General features: G+C 53.7%; 19 protein-coding genes. 3 read left to right on the top strand and 16 right to left on the bottom strand.

The features are described from left to right. The 9 genes from ABIB59_RS24065 to fkpA form a co-directional block, all read right to left on the bottom strand. Window positions 1-644 (bottom strand): GTP-binding protein (locus ABIB59_RS24065; protein ID WP_354037300.1); only part of this gene is annotated, 644 nt, incomplete at its 3' end. Between the two features lie 70 nt (window positions 645-714). Further along, window positions 715-2,829 (bottom strand): elongation factor G, encoded by a 2,115-nt coding sequence (gene fusA / locus ABIB59_RS24070; protein ID WP_041851438.1) that lies wholly within the window; start codon window positions 2,827-2,829, stop codon window positions 715-717. Between the two features lie 88 nt (window positions 2,830-2,917). Then, entirely contained in the window at window positions 2,918-3,388 is a 471-nt protein-coding gene (rpsG, locus tag ABIB59_RS24075) for a 30S ribosomal protein S7 (RefSeq protein WP_035894363.1), read from the bottom strand. A gap of 95 nt (window positions 3,389-3,483) precedes the next feature. Beyond that, complete coding sequence (gene rpsL, locus ABIB59_RS24080; protein WP_000246815.1) at window positions 3,484-3,858, bottom strand: 30S ribosomal protein S12; 375 nt, start codon at window positions 3,856-3,858, stop codon at window positions 3,484-3,486. A gap of 124 nt (window positions 3,859-3,982) precedes the next feature. Then, entirely contained in the window at window positions 3,983-4,270 is a 288-nt protein-coding gene (gene tusB / locus ABIB59_RS24085; protein WP_354037308.1) for a sulfurtransferase complex subunit TusB, read from the bottom strand. Window positions 4,271-4,277: 7 nt separating this feature from the next. Next, a complete protein-coding gene (gene tusC, locus ABIB59_RS24090) occupies window positions 4,278-4,637 on the bottom strand; it encodes a sulfurtransferase complex subunit TusC (protein WP_041851436.1) in 360 nt (119 codons plus the stop codon). Beyond that, window positions 4,637-5,023: a sulfurtransferase complex subunit TusD gene (tusD, locus tag ABIB59_RS24095; RefSeq protein WP_354037310.1), complete on the bottom strand. Its 387-nt coding sequence runs from the start codon at window positions 5,021-5,023 to the stop codon at window positions 4,637-4,639. Before tusD ends, tusC begins: the two co-directional genes overlap by 1 nt. Further along, on the bottom strand, window positions 5,023-5,745 hold the full coding sequence (locus ABIB59_RS24100) for a helix-turn-helix transcriptional regulator (RefSeq protein WP_041851434.1): 723 nt from the start codon (window positions 5,743-5,745) through the stop codon (window positions 5,023-5,025). The genes tusD and ABIB59_RS24100 overlap by 1 nt, the downstream gene beginning before the upstream one ends. Before the next feature lie 282 nt (window positions 5,746-6,027). After that, window positions 6,028-6,882: an FKBP-type peptidyl-prolyl cis-trans isomerase gene (fkpA, locus tag ABIB59_RS24105; protein WP_354037312.1), complete on the bottom strand. Its 855-nt coding sequence runs from the start codon at window positions 6,880-6,882 to the stop codon at window positions 6,028-6,030. 234 nt (window positions 6,883-7,116) lie between these two features. On the opposite strand from fkpA, the gene ABIB59_RS24110 reads away from it, so the two are divergent. Beyond that, window positions 7,117-7,335, top strand: coding sequence for a protein SlyX (locus ABIB59_RS24110; protein ID WP_041851432.1), 219 nt, complete (start codon window positions 7,117-7,119; stop codon window positions 7,333-7,335). Window positions 7,336-7,494: 159 nt separating this feature from the next. On the opposite strand, the gene slyD is transcribed toward ABIB59_RS24110, so the two are convergent. The 4 genes from slyD to kefG form a co-directional block, all read right to left on the bottom strand. After that, window positions 7,495-8,088 (bottom strand): peptidylprolyl isomerase, encoded by a 594-nt coding sequence (slyD, locus tag ABIB59_RS24115; protein ID WP_041851431.1) that lies wholly within the window; start codon window positions 8,086-8,088, stop codon window positions 7,495-7,497. 94 nt (window positions 8,089-8,182) lie between these two features. Then, entirely contained in the window at window positions 8,183-8,383 is a 201-nt protein-coding gene (locus ABIB59_RS24120; RefSeq protein ID WP_041851430.1) for a YheV family putative zinc ribbon protein, read from the bottom strand. 10 nt (window positions 8,384-8,393) lie between these two features. Then, entirely contained in the window at window positions 8,394-10,199 is a 1,806-nt protein-coding gene (kefB, locus tag ABIB59_RS24125) for a glutathione-regulated potassium-efflux system protein KefB (protein WP_041851429.1), read from the bottom strand. Further along, window positions 10,199-10,750, bottom strand: a complete 552-nt coding sequence (kefG, locus tag ABIB59_RS24130; RefSeq protein WP_041851428.1) for a glutathione-regulated potassium-efflux system ancillary protein KefG — start codon at window positions 10,748-10,750, stop codon at window positions 10,199-10,201. Before kefG ends, kefB begins: the two co-directional genes overlap by 1 nt. Before the next feature lie 173 nt (window positions 10,751-10,923). Between kefG and ABIB59_RS24135 the strand changes: the two genes are divergently transcribed. Both ABIB59_RS24135 and ABIB59_RS24140 read left to right on the top strand, forming a co-directional pair. Then, a complete protein-coding gene (locus ABIB59_RS24135; protein WP_041851427.1) occupies window positions 10,924-12,828 on the top strand; it encodes an ABC transporter ATP-binding protein in 1,905 nt (634 codons plus the stop codon). 18 nt (window positions 12,829-12,846) lie between these two features. Further along, window positions 12,847-13,779: a LysR family transcriptional regulator gene (locus ABIB59_RS24140; protein WP_354037316.1), complete on the top strand. Its 933-nt coding sequence runs from the start codon at window positions 12,847-12,849 to the stop codon at window positions 13,777-13,779. Between the two features lie 12 nt (window positions 13,780-13,791). Here the strand turns inward: ABIB59_RS24140 and mdcH are convergent, their stop codons facing one another. From mdcH to ABIB59_RS24155, 3 genes are read right to left on the bottom strand one after another with little or no spacing between them, the layout of a single operon-like run. After that, the gene (mdcH, locus tag ABIB59_RS24145) at window positions 13,792-14,694 is read right to left on the bottom strand and encodes a malonate decarboxylase subunit epsilon (RefSeq protein WP_041851425.1); all 903 of its coding nucleotides are present in this window, start codon (window positions 14,692-14,694) and stop codon (window positions 13,792-13,794) included. After that, window positions 14,695-15,309, bottom strand: a complete 615-nt coding sequence (locus tag ABIB59_RS24150) for a malonate decarboxylase holo-ACP synthase (RefSeq protein WP_354037319.1) — start codon at window positions 15,307-15,309, stop codon at window positions 14,695-14,697. A gap of 3 nt (window positions 15,310-15,312) precedes the next feature. Beyond that, window positions 15,313-16,272 (bottom strand): AEC family transporter, encoded by a 960-nt coding sequence (locus ABIB59_RS24155; RefSeq protein ID WP_354037321.1) that lies wholly within the window; start codon window positions 16,270-16,272, stop codon window positions 15,313-15,315. Window positions 16,273-16,302 lie beyond the last annotated feature (30 nt).

Raw genomic sequence — 16,302 nt, forward strand, 5'->3', positions numbered from 1 at the left:
ATCGGCAGCAGGAACGGCTTGTCAATCGCACGCTCTGGTTCCGGGATATAGGTATCCAGGTGGCCAGCCAGTTCGATGATTTTCGCTTCCCACTCAGCTTCGCCTTCCAGCGCTTTCAGAGCAGAACCACGAACGATCGGAGTGTCGTCGCCCGGGAAATCGTACTGAGACAGAAGTTCACGAACTTCCATTTCAACCAGTTCCAGCAGCTCTTCGTCATCAACCATGTCGCATTTGTTCAGGAACACGATGATGTACGGAACGCCTACCTGACGACCCAGCAGGATGTGCTCACGAGTCTGCGGCATCGGGCCGTCAGTCGCAGCAACAACCAGGATCGCGCCGTCCATCTGCGCAGCACCGGTGATCATGTTTTTAACATAGTCGGCGTGGCCTGGGCAGTCTACGTGTGCGTAGTGACGGATCGCAGTATCGTACTCAACGTGAGAGGTGTTGATGGTGATACCACGTGCTTTTTCTTCCGGCGCGTTATCGATCTGGTCGAATGCACGAGCCTGGCCACCGTAAGTTTTGGACAGAACGGTAGTGATTGCAGCAGTCAGAGTAGTTTTACCGTGGTCAACGTGGCCGATGGTGCCGACGTTAACGTGCGGTTTTGTACGTTCAAATTTTTCTTTAGACACGGCTATATTCCTTACTATAGTGCTCCCCCCTTATGGAGAGAGCACGGGACTTTGGTTTTAACCCTGCGGCTTATTTACCACGGGCTTCGATTACGGCCTGAGCAACGTTGTTCGGGGCATCATCATACTTCAGGAATTCCATAGTGTACGATGCGCGACCTTTGGTCAGAGAACGCAGCTGAGTTGCGTATCCGAACATTTCAGACAGCGGTACTTCAGCGTGGATCTTAACGCCAGTCACTTCGGATTCCTGACCGCGCAGCATACCGCGACGACGGCTCAAGTCACCAATAACGTCACCAGTGTTCTCTTCCGGAGTCTCTACTTCAACCTTCATGATCGGCTCAAGCAGAACTGGTTTTGCTTTCTTAAAGCCTTCTTTAAAGGCAATAGACGCAGCCAGTTTAAACGCCAGTTCAGAGGAGTCAACGTCATGGTAAGAACCGAAGTGCAGACGCACGCCCATGTCAACTACCGGGTAACCAGCCAGCGGACCAGATTTCAGCTGCTCCTGGATGCCTTTATCAACGGCCGGGATGTATTCGCCAGGAATTACACCACCTTTAATGTCGTTGATGAACTCGTAACCTTTCGGATTTGAGCCCGGCTCCAGCGGGTACATGTCGATAACAACATGACCATACTGACCACGACCACCAGACTGTTTCGCGTGTTTACCTTCAACATCGGTAACTTTCTGACGAATCGCTTCACGGTAAGCAACCTGAGGTTTACCTACGTTAGCTTCAACGTTGAATTCACGTTTCATACGGTCAACGATGATATCGAGGTGCAGTTCACCCATACCAGCGATGATGGTCTGGTTAGATTCTTCGTCAGTCCATACACGGAAAGACGGGTCTTCTTTAGCCAGACGGCCCAGAGCCAGACCCATTTTTTCCTGGTCAGCTTTGGTTTTCGGTTCTACTGCGATGGAGATTACCGGTTCCGGGAATTCCATACGCTCCAGAATGATCGGGTGATCCGGGTTACACAGGGTGTCACCGGTGGTCACGTCTTTCAGACCGATAGCTGCAGCGATATCGCCCGCGCGAACTTCTTTGATCTCTTCACGTTTGTTCGCGTGCATCTGCACGATACGACCAAAACGTTCACGAGCCGCTTTCACGGAGTTCAGTACGGTATCACCAGAGTTAACCACGCCAGAGTACACGCGGAAGAACGTCAGGTTACCTACGAACGGGTCGGTAGCGATTTTGAATGCCAGCGCAGAGAACGGCTCGTCATCACTTGCGTGACGTTCAGCCGGGGTATCTTTACCGTCGTCCAGAATACCGTTGATTGCCGGTACGTCAGTCGGTGCAGGCAGGTAATCAATTACCGCATCCAGCATCGCCTGAACACCTTTGTTCTTAAATGCAGAACCACAGGTTACCAGGATGATTTCGTTGTTCAGAACACGCTGACGCAGCGCTTTCTTGATCTCTTCCTCGGTCAGCTCTTCGCCGCCCAGGTATTTTTCCATCAGCTCTTCAGACGCTTCAGCTGCGGACTCGATCAGGTTCTGGTGCCATTCGTCAGCCAGGTCCTGCATGTCAGCCGGGATATCTTCGTAAACGAAGGTAACGCCCTGGTCTGCATCGTTCCAGTTGATGGCTTTCATTTTCACCAGGTCAACAACACCGGTGAAACCTTCTTCAGCACCAATCGCCAGCTGCAGCGGAACAGGGTTCGCGCCCAGACGGGTTTTGATCTGACCAACAACTTTCAGGAAGTTCGCGCCCATACGGTCCATTTTGTTAACGAACGCGATACGCGGAACTTTATATTTGTTTGCCTGACGCCATACGGTTTCAGACTGCGGCTGAACACCACCAACTGCGCAGTAAACCATTACCGCGCCATCAAGAACACGCATGGAACGTTCTACTTCGATGGTGAAGTCAACGTGCCCCGGGGTGTCGATGATGTTTACGCGATGCGGTTCATACTGTTTGGCCATACCAGACCAGAATGCAGTAGTTGCAGCGGAAGTGATGGTGATACCACGTTCCTGCTCCTGCTCCATCCAGTCCATGGTAGCGGCGCCGTCGTGAACTTCACCGATTTTGTGGTTTACACCGGTGTAGAACAGAATACGTTCGGTAGTCGTGGTTTTACCGGCGTCGATGTGCGCACTGATACCGATGTTACGGTAGCGTGCGATGGGTGTTGTACGAGCCATTTGATTCCTCGTTTATTGCTTTAGACGTTCAGATTAAGTGAGCCAGAGCGGGCACCGAAGCGCCCGCCTGGTGACTAAACCGAAGGGATTACCAACGGTAGTGTGCGAACGCCTTGTTGGCTTCTGCCATACGGTGAACGTCTTCACGTTTCTTAACTGCAGTACCTTTGTTGTCTGCAGCATCAGAAAGTTCGTTCGCCAGGCGCAGAGCCATGGATTTATCACCGCGTTTACGAGCAGCTTCAACGATCCAACGCATTGCCAGAGCATTGCGACGAACCGGACGGACTTCAACTGGAACCTGATAAGTAGAACCACCAACGCGGCGAGACTTAACTTCTACAGTCGGGCGCACGTTTTCGAGAGCGACTTCGAATGCTTCCAGTTCGTTTTTACCAGAACGCTGAGCCAGGGTCTCAAGCGCGCTGTATACGATAGATTCGGCAGTAGATTTTTTACCATCTACCATCAGGATATTTACAAATTTAGCCAGCAGTTCTGATCCGAACTTCGGATCCGGCAGAATTTTACGCTGACCAATGACGCGACGACGTGGCATGGAAATACTCCGTTGTTAATTCAGGATTGTCCAAAACTCAAAGAGTTTAGTTTGACATTAATTTAAAACGTTTGGCCTTACTTAACGGAGAACCATTAAGCCTTAGGACGTTTCACGCCATACTTGGAGCGTGCTTGCTTACGGTCTTTAACACCGGAGCAGTCAAGCGCACCACGAACGGTGTGGTAACGAACACCCGGGAGGTCTTTTACACGACCGCCACGGATCAGGATCACGGAGTGCTCCTGCAGGTTGTGACCTTCACCACCGATGTAGGAAGTCACTTCAAAACCGTTAGTCAGACGAACACGACATACTTTACGCAGTGCGGAGTTCGGTTTTTTAGGAGTGGTAGTATATACACGAGTACATACGCCACGTTTTTGCGGGCATGCTTCCAGCGCAGGCACGTTGCTTTTCGCAACTTTGCGTGCACGTGGTTTGCGTACCAGCTGGTTAACTGTTGCCATTAAATAGCTCCTGGTTTTAGCTTTTGCTTCGTAAACACGTAATAAATCGACCTCATATAATATGAGGACGCAGAATTTTATGGCTGTGCTGAAAAGGTGTCAAGAAATATACAACGATCCCGTATCACCAACGCATCTGAGTCTCGTGTTTTACCGCCAGGCTAACGAAATCATTATAGCCAACCCTGACGACACTGCTCGAAATTTGACCAGACAGACCCCGCGCATCAATGTCTTCATTCAGCGCATGCATCGTTATGGGGGCATTTAGCAGCAACTCAAGGTACTGCCCGCCTTCCAGAGCCGCAATCACACCATCGGAAAGCAATAAAAGATCGTCCCCACTGCGCACGGTTCGCAGTAACGTTGCCATATCACATTGCCAGGGAGAGTGAGTCAAAGTGTGCAACATAAATGCCTCAAAACGTCATGACAACATCGTACCCATCTAATTGATCGCGAAGCGCATCCGGCTCCAGCAGTTGCGCTGGTAACACAAATTGCGTCGCATCACTCAGGCCACGCTCGCGAAGCGATGTCTGGCAAACCCAACAGGTTTCGATGTCATAAAGAGGAAGAACTTTAAAGGTCGCGATGTAATCTCGTGCCAGGATAGCGTTCGGCTGCTGATTCACCAGCAACTGGAAGACACCGTCACCGATAAAAAACACGCCGATATCATCGGTAAACGCGGACGCGGCCATTAATGCATCAAGGCCTTCACGTCCGGCAGCAGATCCATGCGGCGCAGAGCTAAAGATAAAAGCGATACGTTTCATTAAAATTGCACCACACGATCGCACGTTAATGCCGCTTCGGCCAGCGCCCCCAGGCCCGAGAGCGTGAACCCCGGCTGGAGATTAGCGCAAGGCAAGCCCTGTTGACTGGCCTCGTTTTCATCAACAACGCCCCGACGCAGCGCCGCCGCAACGCAGATATGCAATGCAACCTGATGCTGCTCATGCAGACGTTGCCATGCGCGAACGAGATCAAACTCGTCCGAGGCGGGAGAGGTCAACGCGTTCGCATTGCTGACCCCGTCCTGGTAGAAAAAGACACAATCCAGCTCATGCCCACAGGCGAGCAGCGCGCAGGCAAACTGCCAGGCACTGCTCGCCTGCTGGGAACCATAAGCCGGGCCGGTGACCATTAAGGCAAAACGCATTACCGATCCTGCCCGGAGAAGTCGCCGCTTTTGAACTGACGGATATACAGATAAACGGTGTGCTTGGAGATATTCAAACGATCCGCCACCTGGTTGATGGCATCTTTGATATCGAAGATACCTTTTTCGTAGAGGTTCAGAACGATTTGGCGATTCTTGGCGTTATTGGAAACGTTACGATCGGCATTCACTTCTTCAATCGTGAACTCAAGGGTCTGAGTTACCAGATCCTCTACCGAAGAGGCAAAGTTGACAGACGAACCTGCATCCGGTGTTTCTGGCGGGATAAAGGTGTTCATGATTTGCGAGAACGGCACGTCAAGGTTCATGTTGATGCACAACAGACCAATGACCCGATGATCGCGATTACGAATAGCAATAGTCACCGATTTCATTAAAACGCCGCTTTTCGCGCGCGTGAAGTAGCACTTGGACACGCTACTGTCCGCACCGGTCATATCATGCAGCATACGCAATGCAAGGTCAGTAATCGGCGAACCGATTTTACGCCCGGTGTGCTCGCCGTTAGCGATACGAATGGCGGAACATTTCAGATCCTGCAGGGAGTGCAAAACAATTTCGCAGTGAGAACCAATGAGCATCGCTAACCCGTCCACAACGGCTTCGTATGACTTAAGAATATCGAAGTCTGTTTGATCGAAAGGACGTTGATCCAGTAAATCAAGTTCACTGGTTTCGTTGGTTAAAAGCGACCTGGACATGAAAAAAAGCACTCCTTTTCAGGAGCCTGTCGTTATGTTTTCAGGGCAGGCTCGACATTTACACAGAGGATTAAATTAATACAGCGTGGGTGACGCTTTCCAGAATTATATACATTTTATGCTTCAAACTGCTTCTTTGTTGGCGGCATCAGCGCTGTCTGGTCACAGATTTGAGTATGCGTAGGAAATACTGGCATTCCCGCCCCGAAGCAATATGAATGATGTGTATCTCTGTGCTGCAATAAAAAAACCGCCGCTCAAAAGGCGGCGGCGTTTACATCATTATTTTTTGCTTGCGTCAGCGGGCTTATCGCCCGTAGCGGCTGGCGCATCAGGCGCAGCTGCTGCATCTGGCGCGGCAGATGCGTCTGCTTTCGGTGCTGGTTTGATATCCAGCAGTTCTACGTTAAAGACCAGCGTAGAGTTAGCCGGAATACCCGGAACGCCGTTTTTACCGTAAGCCAGTTCTGGCGGAATCACGAGTTTGATTTTGCCGCCTTTCTTGATGTTTTTCAGCCCTTCGGTCCAGCCAGGGATAACACCATCAAGACGGAAAGAGAGCGGCTCGCCACGGGTATAAGAGTTGTCGAACTCTTTACCGTCAATCAGCGTACCTTTGTAGTTAACAACTACGGTATCGCTGTCTTTCGGTGCATCACCCGTACCTTCTTTCTCTACCTGATAGAGCAGGCCAGTAGAAGAGGTTTTAACGCCTTTCTCTTTAGCGAACGCATCACGGAAAGCTTTGCCCTTGGTTTCGTTTTCCAGAGCGTCTTTTTCCATTTTTTCCTGCGCGGCTGTCTTCACGCGGGTTTCAAACGCCTGCAGAGTCTGTTCGATCTCCTGGTCGGTCAGTTTGCTCTTATCAGCAAACGCATCCTGAACACCTGCGATCAGCTGATCTTTGTCCAGTTTGATGCCCAGTTTTTCTTGCTCTTTCAGGGAGTTTTCCATGTAGCGGCCCAGTGACGCACCCAGCGCATACGCGGATTTCTGGTCGTCATTTTTAAATGCCGCTTTGCTGTCAGCTGCTGCAGTTGCATCTTTCGTTGCGGTTTCAGCAGCGAAGGTCAGCGGCGCATTCAGTGCAACGGCCATCGTGGTCGCCAGCAGCGTGACTTTAAACAGTGATTTCATCCATATCTCCAGGGCCGGGGCATCTCACCCCAGGGTTAAACGTAAATGAGAAACGTACTATAAAACGTTGTGGGCGAAATCAACATAAGGTCTCCCCCTGAAATCGCCTGTTTTCAGACTATTTTTGTTTAAATTAGTTTCGCGTCGCCAGTCGGATGCTGCAGACGGGGTGAAAGTTCAGTAAAATCCGTCATCCTGGCGATAACCGTGCAGAACATTGATACGAGGTACACCATGAACGATTTAACAATGGAAGCGCGGCTGGCAGAACTGGAAAGCAAACTGGCCTTCCAGGAGATGACCATTGAAGAGCTCAACCAGACGGTCATTGCCCATGAACTGGAAATGACGAAGCTGCGCGAACATATGCGCTTAATGGCAGAAAAACTCAAAGCCAGCCAGCCCTCACACATCGCTTCACAGTCCGAAGAGACACCTCCGCCCCATTATTGAGACGTAAAAAAAGCGGGAATCTCCCGCTTTTTTTGTGCCCGAACATTTACAGAGTCACCGCAACACATAAAGCTACTGGACTCCCCGGAGCATAGATCACTCTGTGACCGGGGTTCGCAAGCGTAGCCCATGCCGCTGTGGCTGGAAAGACGACGGGTATTAGTGGCAGCCGCAACCGCCATTACCACCGCAACCACCTTTGCCATGCTCATGACCGTGGTCATGATCGTGGCCGTGGCCGCCGCAGCAACCGTCGTGACCATGGTCGTGATCGTGATCATGGCCGTGAGCACCGTGAACGTGACCATGAGCCAGTTCTTCTTCGGTTGCTTCGCGAATAGCAACAACTTCAACGTTGAATTTCAGGTTCTGGCCAGCCAGCATGTGGTTACCGTCAACCACCACGTGATCGTCTTCCACTTCGGTAATTTCTACCGGTACCGGGCCCTGATCTGTTTCAGCCAGGAAACGCATGCCAACCTGCAGCTCGTCAACGCCCATGAAGACGTCTTTAGGAACGCGCTGAACCAGATTTTCGTCGTATTGACCGTAAGCGTCATTCGCGCCTACAGCAACATCAAATTTGTCGCCAACGTCGTGACCTTCCAGCGCTGTTTCCAGGCCAGAGATCAGGGAACCATGACCATGCAGGTAGTCCAGCGGCGCACTCACCGGAGACTCATCAACCAATACACCGTCTTCTGTACGTACCTGATAGGCCAGGCTGACCACCAGGTCTTTTGCTACTTTCATGATATCTCCTGAGCGTGGGAAAATTGCTGGCGCAGATTGTAACGGAAATCCGCCCCTGTGTACCCTTTAGCTTAAAAAAACTCTGGGTATATCGCTAGTCCGGATGAAAGATCCCGATAACTTGCTCATCTTTGCGGACATGTTCACGGGCTTCTTTATCCGCCTCACGCATCTGGTGACCGCACTTAACGCATTCAACTATATCGACATTATTCTCGCGCCACATTGCCATCGAATCCTGCGCCTGGCAGGACGGGCATACGGCCCCGGCAATAAAACGTTTACGTACTGCCATGGGTTCCCCCTTATTCAAACTCATCCCAGCCATCCAGTTGGCGACGCTCTTGCTGCATTTCACGCTGAAAAATCTCTTCCAGCTCTCGTCTCGCTTCCCGCACACGGGAAATTTGCATCGTATCGGTATGCACTGGCATCAGCTCACGCAGCATACGCATATCGAGACGCTTAAAGTGCAACTGCGCACGGTGGGCCTGATGCGGGTGCATCCCCACCGAGATAAGCGTCTTACGGCCTAATTCAAGCGCACTGGAAAACGTCTCACGGGAAAATTGTGTCACGCCCACCTGCAAGAGCTCATGTGCTTCCACACGGCCCCGCGCACGCGCCATGATCTTAAGCTGCGGGAAATGTTGCTGACACAGTTCCACCAGCTTCATCGTATCTTCCGGATCGTTACAGGTGATGACGATGGACTGGGCCTCTTCCGCCCCCGCAGAACGCAACAATTCAAGCTGCGTGGCGTCACCGTAATACACTTTATAGCCATATTTACGCATCAGGTTAACGGCGCTGATATCCCGCTCCAGTACCGTTATGCGCATTTTATTGGCCATCAGCAGACGACCAATCACCTGACCGAAACGCCCGAATCCCACCACAATCACCTGCGGTTTATCGTCGTCCACCCACGGCATTTCGTCTTCATCTTCTGGCTGGTTAAAGCGCCGGGACAGCAATTTATCAATGAGCTTCATCAGCGCTGGCGTGGTCATCATGGATAAGGTGACCGTCACCAGTAGCAACGCCATTTGATCATTGTGGAACAGGCGTTGCGAGGATGCCGAGGAAAAAAGCACAAAAGCAAATTCTCCCCCCTGGCTCAACACCCCGGCAAACTGCATTCGCTCGGAACTGCGCAGACCATAGATACGCGCCAGGGAATAGAGCACTCCCGTCTTCACTGCCACCAGCACGGCAACACTCGCCAGTACCCAAAGCAGATGGGTATAGAGCACGCCAAGGTTGAGCGCCATGCCGACAGAAATAAAGAACAACCCTAACAGCAACCCTTTAAACGGATCGATGGCTATTTCCAGCTCATGACGGTATTCACTTTCCGCCAGCAGCACACCCGCAATGAAGGTGCCCAGCGCCATCGACAACCCCAGCGCATCCATAAACAGCGCCGATCCGAGGACCAGTAACAATGTAGCGGCTGTAAAAACTTCCCGCACGCCGGATGCGGCAATAAAGCGAAACACCGGGCGCAACAGATAGCGCCCGCCAACCAGCACACCCGCAAACACCAGCACCTTGATGCCTATTTTTACCCAGTCAGGATGGTCATCACCGTTACCCGCCAACAGCGGTACCAGCGCCAGCGCCGGGATCACCGCTAAGTCCTGAAACAGGAGCACCGAAAAGCCAAGCTGGCCGGATTCGCTACGGTTCATCCCTTTTTCACGCATCAACTGGAGCGCCATCGCGGTAGAGGACATCGCCAGACCAATCCCGCCAATCACCGCCGCCTGCCAGGAGAATTGTGTCAGCATCAGTAATCCGGCCAGCACGGCCGCGCTCATCAGCACCTGTGCGGCACCTACGCCAAAGATAGAGCGACGCAGCGCCCAAAGTTTTGACGGATTTAACTCCAGTCCAATGATGAACATCAGGAAGACGACACCAAGTTCCGAAAAGTGCAGGATTTCATCGACATCGCTGATGAAACCGAGCCCCCAGGGGCCAATGGCAATCCCCGCCAGCAAGTAACCGAGCACCGCGCCGATTCCTAACCTGGCAGCAAGCGGAACCGCCACCACCGCAGCGAAAAGAAACAGGACGCCAGCCAGCAATAAATCCGAACCTTCCATTACAGGCCTCCCGTCATGATTGGCGAGGCCAGCCAGTCGCCGTAGGCTTTCGCATGGTTTGCCAGCGCTTCTGGCGGCTGCCTGCGCGCCCAGTAAATAATGATGGGATTCATCCAGTGCATGCGGCACATGGCCGCCGTTAACTCAAAAGGGCGCAGAATATCGCTTATGGGATAACGGTTGAGCCCGTCATGGCGATAGGCCGCCTCCGGCTCACCGGTGGTGATGACACTACGCCAGTACTTTCCCGCAAGCTGACTCCCTCCCGGGCCGCTGGCGAATTCGCGCGTAAGCACGCGATCAAACCACTCTTTCAGCAACGCCGGGCAACTGTAGGTATAAAGCGGATGTTGGAAAACAATAACCTCATGCTCGCGCAGCAGCGCCTGCTCCCGGGGAATATCAATAAAAAAGTCTGGATAGTGTGCATAGAGGTCATGCACGGTGACATTGTGCAGTTGCTTTGCCGGCTTGAGCAAAACTCGATTTGCCACCGAGTCCTGTGATTCCGGATGGGCATACAGCAGCAGTACTTTCGCTGTCTGGGACATCATCCCCCTCCCGGGCGTAAAACCTGTCATTTTTATTACCGCATTCAGCGGTCAGAATGATTTTGTCTAAATTCTTTGTTTTGGGCTACCATTGCGGGCCTGGTGAGGCGAAACCGCTCACTACTTACATTATCATAATGACAAATTAACATAGTCTGAACATACGGCGCCTTATGATTGTTTTCTCCTCGTTACAAATTCGTCGCGGCGTGCGTGTCCTGCTGGATAACGCCACAGCTACCATCAACCCGGGTCAGAAAGTCGGCCTGGTGGGCAAAAACGGCTGCGGCAAATCTACGTTGCTGGCGCTTTTGAAAAACGAGCTCAGCGCTGATGGCGGTAGTTTTACCTTTCCCAATAACTGGCAACTGGCGTGGGTAAATCAGGAAACCCCTGCCCTGCCGATGCCTGCACTCGACTATGTGATTGATGGCGATCGCGAATACCGTCGTCTCGAAGCAGAGCTGAACGCCGCCAACGAACGCAATGACGGACACGCCATCGCCACCGTCCACGGCAAGCTCGACGCTATCGACGCCTGGACTATCCGTTCGCGCGCCTCCAGTTTGCTACACGGTCTGGGCTTTTCTAACGAGCAGCTCGAACGTCCGGTCAGCGATTTCTCAGGCGGCTGGCGTATGCGTCTTAACCTCGCGCAGGCGCTGATTTGCCGCTCCGACCTGCTGCTGCTCGATGAACCGACCAACCACCTCGATCTCGATGCGGTAATCTGGCTGGAAAAGTGGCTAAAGAGCTATCAGGGCACTCTGATTCTTATCTCCCACGATCGTGACTTTCTCGATCCGGTGGTCGATAAAATTATTCATATCGAACAGCAAACCATGTTCGAATACACCGGAAACTACAGCTCCTTCGAGCGTCAGCGCGCAACCCGTCTGGCGCAGCAGCAGGCAATGTACGAAAGCCAGCAGGAGCGCGTGGCGCATCTGCAAAGTTTCATCGATCGCTTCAAGGCCAAAGCCAGCAAAGCGAAGCAGGCGCAAAGCCGCATCAAAATGCTTGAGCGTATGGAGCTTATCGCCCCGGCCCACGTGGATAACCCGTTCCACTTTAGCTTCCGTGCGCCAGAAAGCCTGCCCAATCCGCTGCTGAAAATGGAAAAAATCAGCGCCGGCTATGGCGACCGCGTCATCCTCGACTCTATTAAGCTCAACCTGGTGCCTGGGTCGCGTATCGGGTTGCTGGGCCGCAACGGTGCGGGTAAATCGACGCTGATTAAACTGCTGGCCGGTGAACTGACGCCGTTTAGCGGCGACATCGGTCTGGCGAAGGGCATCAAGCTTGGCTATTTCGCCCAGCATCAGTTGGAGTTCTTGCGTGCCGACGAGTCGCCGTTACAGCATCTGGCGCGTATGGCCCCGCAGGAGCTGGAGCAAAAGCTGCGTGATTATCTCGGCGGTTTTGGTTTCCAGGGCGACAAAGTCAGCGAAGAGACTCGCCGCTTCTCCGGGGGCGAAAAAGCACGCCTGGTACTGGCGCTGATCGTCTGGCAGCGCCCGAACCTGCTGCTGCTCGATGAACCCACCAACCACCTTGATCTCGACATGCGTCAGGCGCTGACCGAAGCGTTAATCGAATTTGAAGGCGCGTTGGTGGTGGTGTCGCATGACCGTCATCTGCTGCGCTCCACTACGGACGATTTATACCTGGTGCACGACGGAAAAGTCGAACCGTTCGATGGCGATCTGGAAGATTATCAGCAGTGGCTGAGCGACATTCAGAAACAGGAAAGCCAGCCGACCGATGCACCGAAAGACAATGCCAACAGTGCGCAGGCCCGCAAAGACCAGAAACGCCGTGAAGCCGAATTGCGAACCCAAACGCAACCACTGCGCAAAGAGATCACCCGCCTCGAAAAAGAGATGGAAAAACTCAATGCCCAGCTAGCGCAGGCGGAAGAGAAGCTCGGAGACAGCGGCCTGTATGACCAAAGCCGTAAAGCAGAACTTACCGAGTGTCTGCAGCAACAGGCGAAGGCAAAAGCGGGTCTTGAAGAGTGCGAAATGGCGTGGCTGGAGGCGCACGAGCAGCTCGAGGCCATGCTGCAAACTGATTAATCACGCAGGCAGGCTGAGATGAACCCCGACATCACCAGTGATCTCACCTTTCGCAAGCTGGCCATTTTTATGGCCTTCATGGAGAAAGGCAATATCGCCCGAGCCGCCGAGGCGCTGAACCTTAGCGGTGTGAGCGTGCATCGCGCGCTGCATACGCTGGAGGAGAACGTACGCTGCCCGCTGTTTGTCCACAAGGGGCGTAACTTATTGCCCCTTCCGGCGGCCTGGACATTACTGGAGTATTGCCAGGAGGCCACGCAAATCATGGAGCGCGGTCTGGCAGAAGCCCGCAAGATGGCGGGTATCGGCCAGAATCGTTTGCGCGTCGGCACCCTCTATTCACTCACGCTGGAAACCGTCCCCCAGTTGATCATGGGGATGAAGCTGCGCCGCCCGGAACTTGAGATGGATTTGACGATGGGGTCGAACGAGACCCTGTTACATAAACTGGAGGAAGGATCTCTGGACGCGATACTGATCTCGATTTCTGAATCGGAACTGGATTCAGCCAACCTCGAAATGCTGCCGCTCTTCCACGATGAAATCTTTCTGGCTGCACCGGCGGCCGCGAAACTGGATACCTCAGCTCCTGCCGATTTACGCGACTATCGCCAGCAAAAATTCGTTGCTCTCGCCGAAGGGTTTGCCACCTACGCCGGGTTTCAGGAAGCCTTCCATATCGCCGGGTTTGAGCCAGAGATTGTGACGCGGGTGAATGATATCTTTTCTATGCTGAGCCTGGTGCAGGCGGGCGTGGGCTTCACGTTGATGCCGGGGCGAATGAAGAAGGTGTATGAGAATTCCGTGCAGCTACTCAAACTCGCACAGCCCTACCAGATGCAGCAGCAAATAGCCATTGTCTTTGCCCGCAACCGCGAGCATGACCCGAACTTACTGGCGCTGGCGGCGGAAGGCCGTATGTACGCCAGAAATCGGCAGGACAACGCCTGAACCGAAAACGGCTTATTCCTGCGATCTGAGCCGTTTTGCGAGGTGTTCTGCGACCGACACGCCACTGCGATCTAATGAAATCGTCTCTCCCGTCCATGCGGCCTGACGGGTTAAGCAGGTCAGTATGCCGCCGGGCGGCATCTCAATCGCCAGCCGGGCTTCACGTTCGTTTGCCGCAATCATCGCCTCCTGCCAGCGCACGGTGCGCGCCATGTTCATCGCCAGATCATCGGCAATTTTATCAGCCTGCCACAATACGCGCCCGGTGCTACCGCTAAGGTAAGCACAGCTCGGGCGAGCAAGTGTCACCTTGCGAAATGCCTCCGCCAGTTTTTGGGCCGGTTCAGCCAGCAGCGCACAGTGTGACGGCACGCTGACATCAAGACGTCGGACTTTATTTGCGCCTTTGGCGAGCGCTTTCTGCCCCACACTCGCCATAGCCGCGTCGCTACCGGCAATCACAATCTGGGTCTCGGCATTCAGATTGGCAATATACGCCCCGCTCCCTTCCACCAGTGCTTCCACCTGCGGTAGCGTCAGGCCCATGATCGCCGTCAGACCATAACCGTGGGGCCAGGCCTGTTCCATTAAATCACCGCGTAATGCCACAAGCCGCAGAGCGTCTGCGTAGTCCAGCGCTCCGGCGATGACCGCGGCCGGATAGGCGCCGATCGAAAGGCCGCTGACAATATCGGGCGAAACGTCCCGGCGCATAAGTTCACGCGCCCAGGCAACCCCGGCTATCAACAAACAAAGCTGAACGGCGCGCGTATGCTGTAAGGCTTCTGCAGTATCCAGCGTATCGATTTCTGCGCCCAGCACCTCACGTGCCTGCGCCAGTTCCGTTCCCGGAAGCGCGCGCAACATCCCCGGATGCTGCGTTCCCTGCCCGGGAAAGGTGAACAGAATTTTCATTTAATTTCCCTCAAACCAGGGATCGCTGACCAACTGCGGCCCGCGATTCGTTTTCAGAAGCACCCGGCCATCACGCAGCCACTCCGTCAGCGCAAAGCCGCCCTGCGGAACATTGACCTGCGTATCAACACGGCATAAGGCGCCTGAAATCTGCTGCTGCCAGCGAAGCAACGCCTCGCGTGCCAGCGGTTGCGGCGCACGGATCATCAGGTCAAGATCGCTGGCCGCATGCAAAACCGGAATCCCGGTTGCCAGGCTATAGCCGCTACTGCCCGTAATTCCCCAGACCCACGGCCAGCGCTGCTGAGCCAACTGGAACGCAACCTGCACGGGCGGCTGAGTGATAAACGGCGAACGGACCAGCGTCTGCGTATCAACGAGTTCTTCCGGAGAGACAACGCGGACAACGTGCTCCGGGGCAACCCAGGCCGCTGCGCGTTGCTCACGTTTGAGGCCGCGTATCCCGACAGGTACGCGTCCATTAGGATTCACATCACGCCGCACCACCACCGGCAAACCGGGGTGCCATATCTCTTCAACCCAGGCTTCGGTAACGCCTTCCAGGGCGCTACGCTCGGTCAGCCAGACAAGATCGTGTGGTCGTAATGTTTTCATGGTTTAGACTCCTGAGGTCAGCGAGATAAACAGCGGCAACGACAGAATACACAGTACTGAGCTTAACAGCAGCACGGCTTCTGCATCCGGCGATTGCACGCCAAATCGGTTACCGAATACCACGCCGAAGAAACCGGCAGACAGCGCAATCATCAGGATTGCGGTGATCGCCACCGAACCGTGCAGGCCAAAAATCAGCACGATGCCCCAGGCGATAAAGGGCTGAATCAGCAGCTTGGCAATGGTCGATGTGATGACCATCGTGTTGATCTGCAGTTTACGGGCAGAGAGGATCACCCCGGTCAGGAATAACGCCGCTGCGGTTGCAGACAGGCCCAGCGGTTTAATCGCCGCCAGCAGGAGTTCCGGCATTTTGATACCAATCGCAGAGAGGATCACACCCAACAGCGGCCCCATCACGATCGGTTTTTTCAGCGAGCGCCACATCAAAACCGGCAGCATTGCCAGCGTGGAACCGGAGTTACCTCCCTGCGCACGGGCCTTTTCACGCTCCAGAATCAGCAGGCAGAACGGGGTCATCAATACTGAGCCACAGGCAATCGACACCGCGACAGAAAGCGACGTAGAAGAACCTTCGCCCAGCACGCTACCCAGAATAGGCAGCCCCAGCGCCGCATAGTTCGGCAGCGCGACGGTCAGGGTCAGCACGGCGGCATCCTGCGGCGATTTTTTAAAGACACGGGTCGCCAGGAAGTAGATAACCGCGTAAGTAACCCACATCGCCAGCGTCAGGACCAGAATCAGTGGAGACTGGGCAACGATACCGGTCCACGGAGTTTGTACCGTGGCACTGAACAGGGCTGCGGGGAGTGCAAAATCCATGACGAAAATATTGAGCAGGGAAACATTCTTGTTATCCACCATTTTGGCCTTGCCCGCCCAGAAGCCCAGCAACATGATGATAAAAATCGGTGCGAGGGCATGAACAATTACATAAGTCATAAATCACCTGTAATAAATAAAGAAACGTTT

Source organism: Citrobacter sp. UYEF32 (assembly GCF_040546205.1).
Taxonomy (GTDB): domain Bacteria; phylum Pseudomonadota; class Gammaproteobacteria; order Enterobacterales; family Enterobacteriaceae; genus Phytobacter; species Phytobacter diazotrophicus.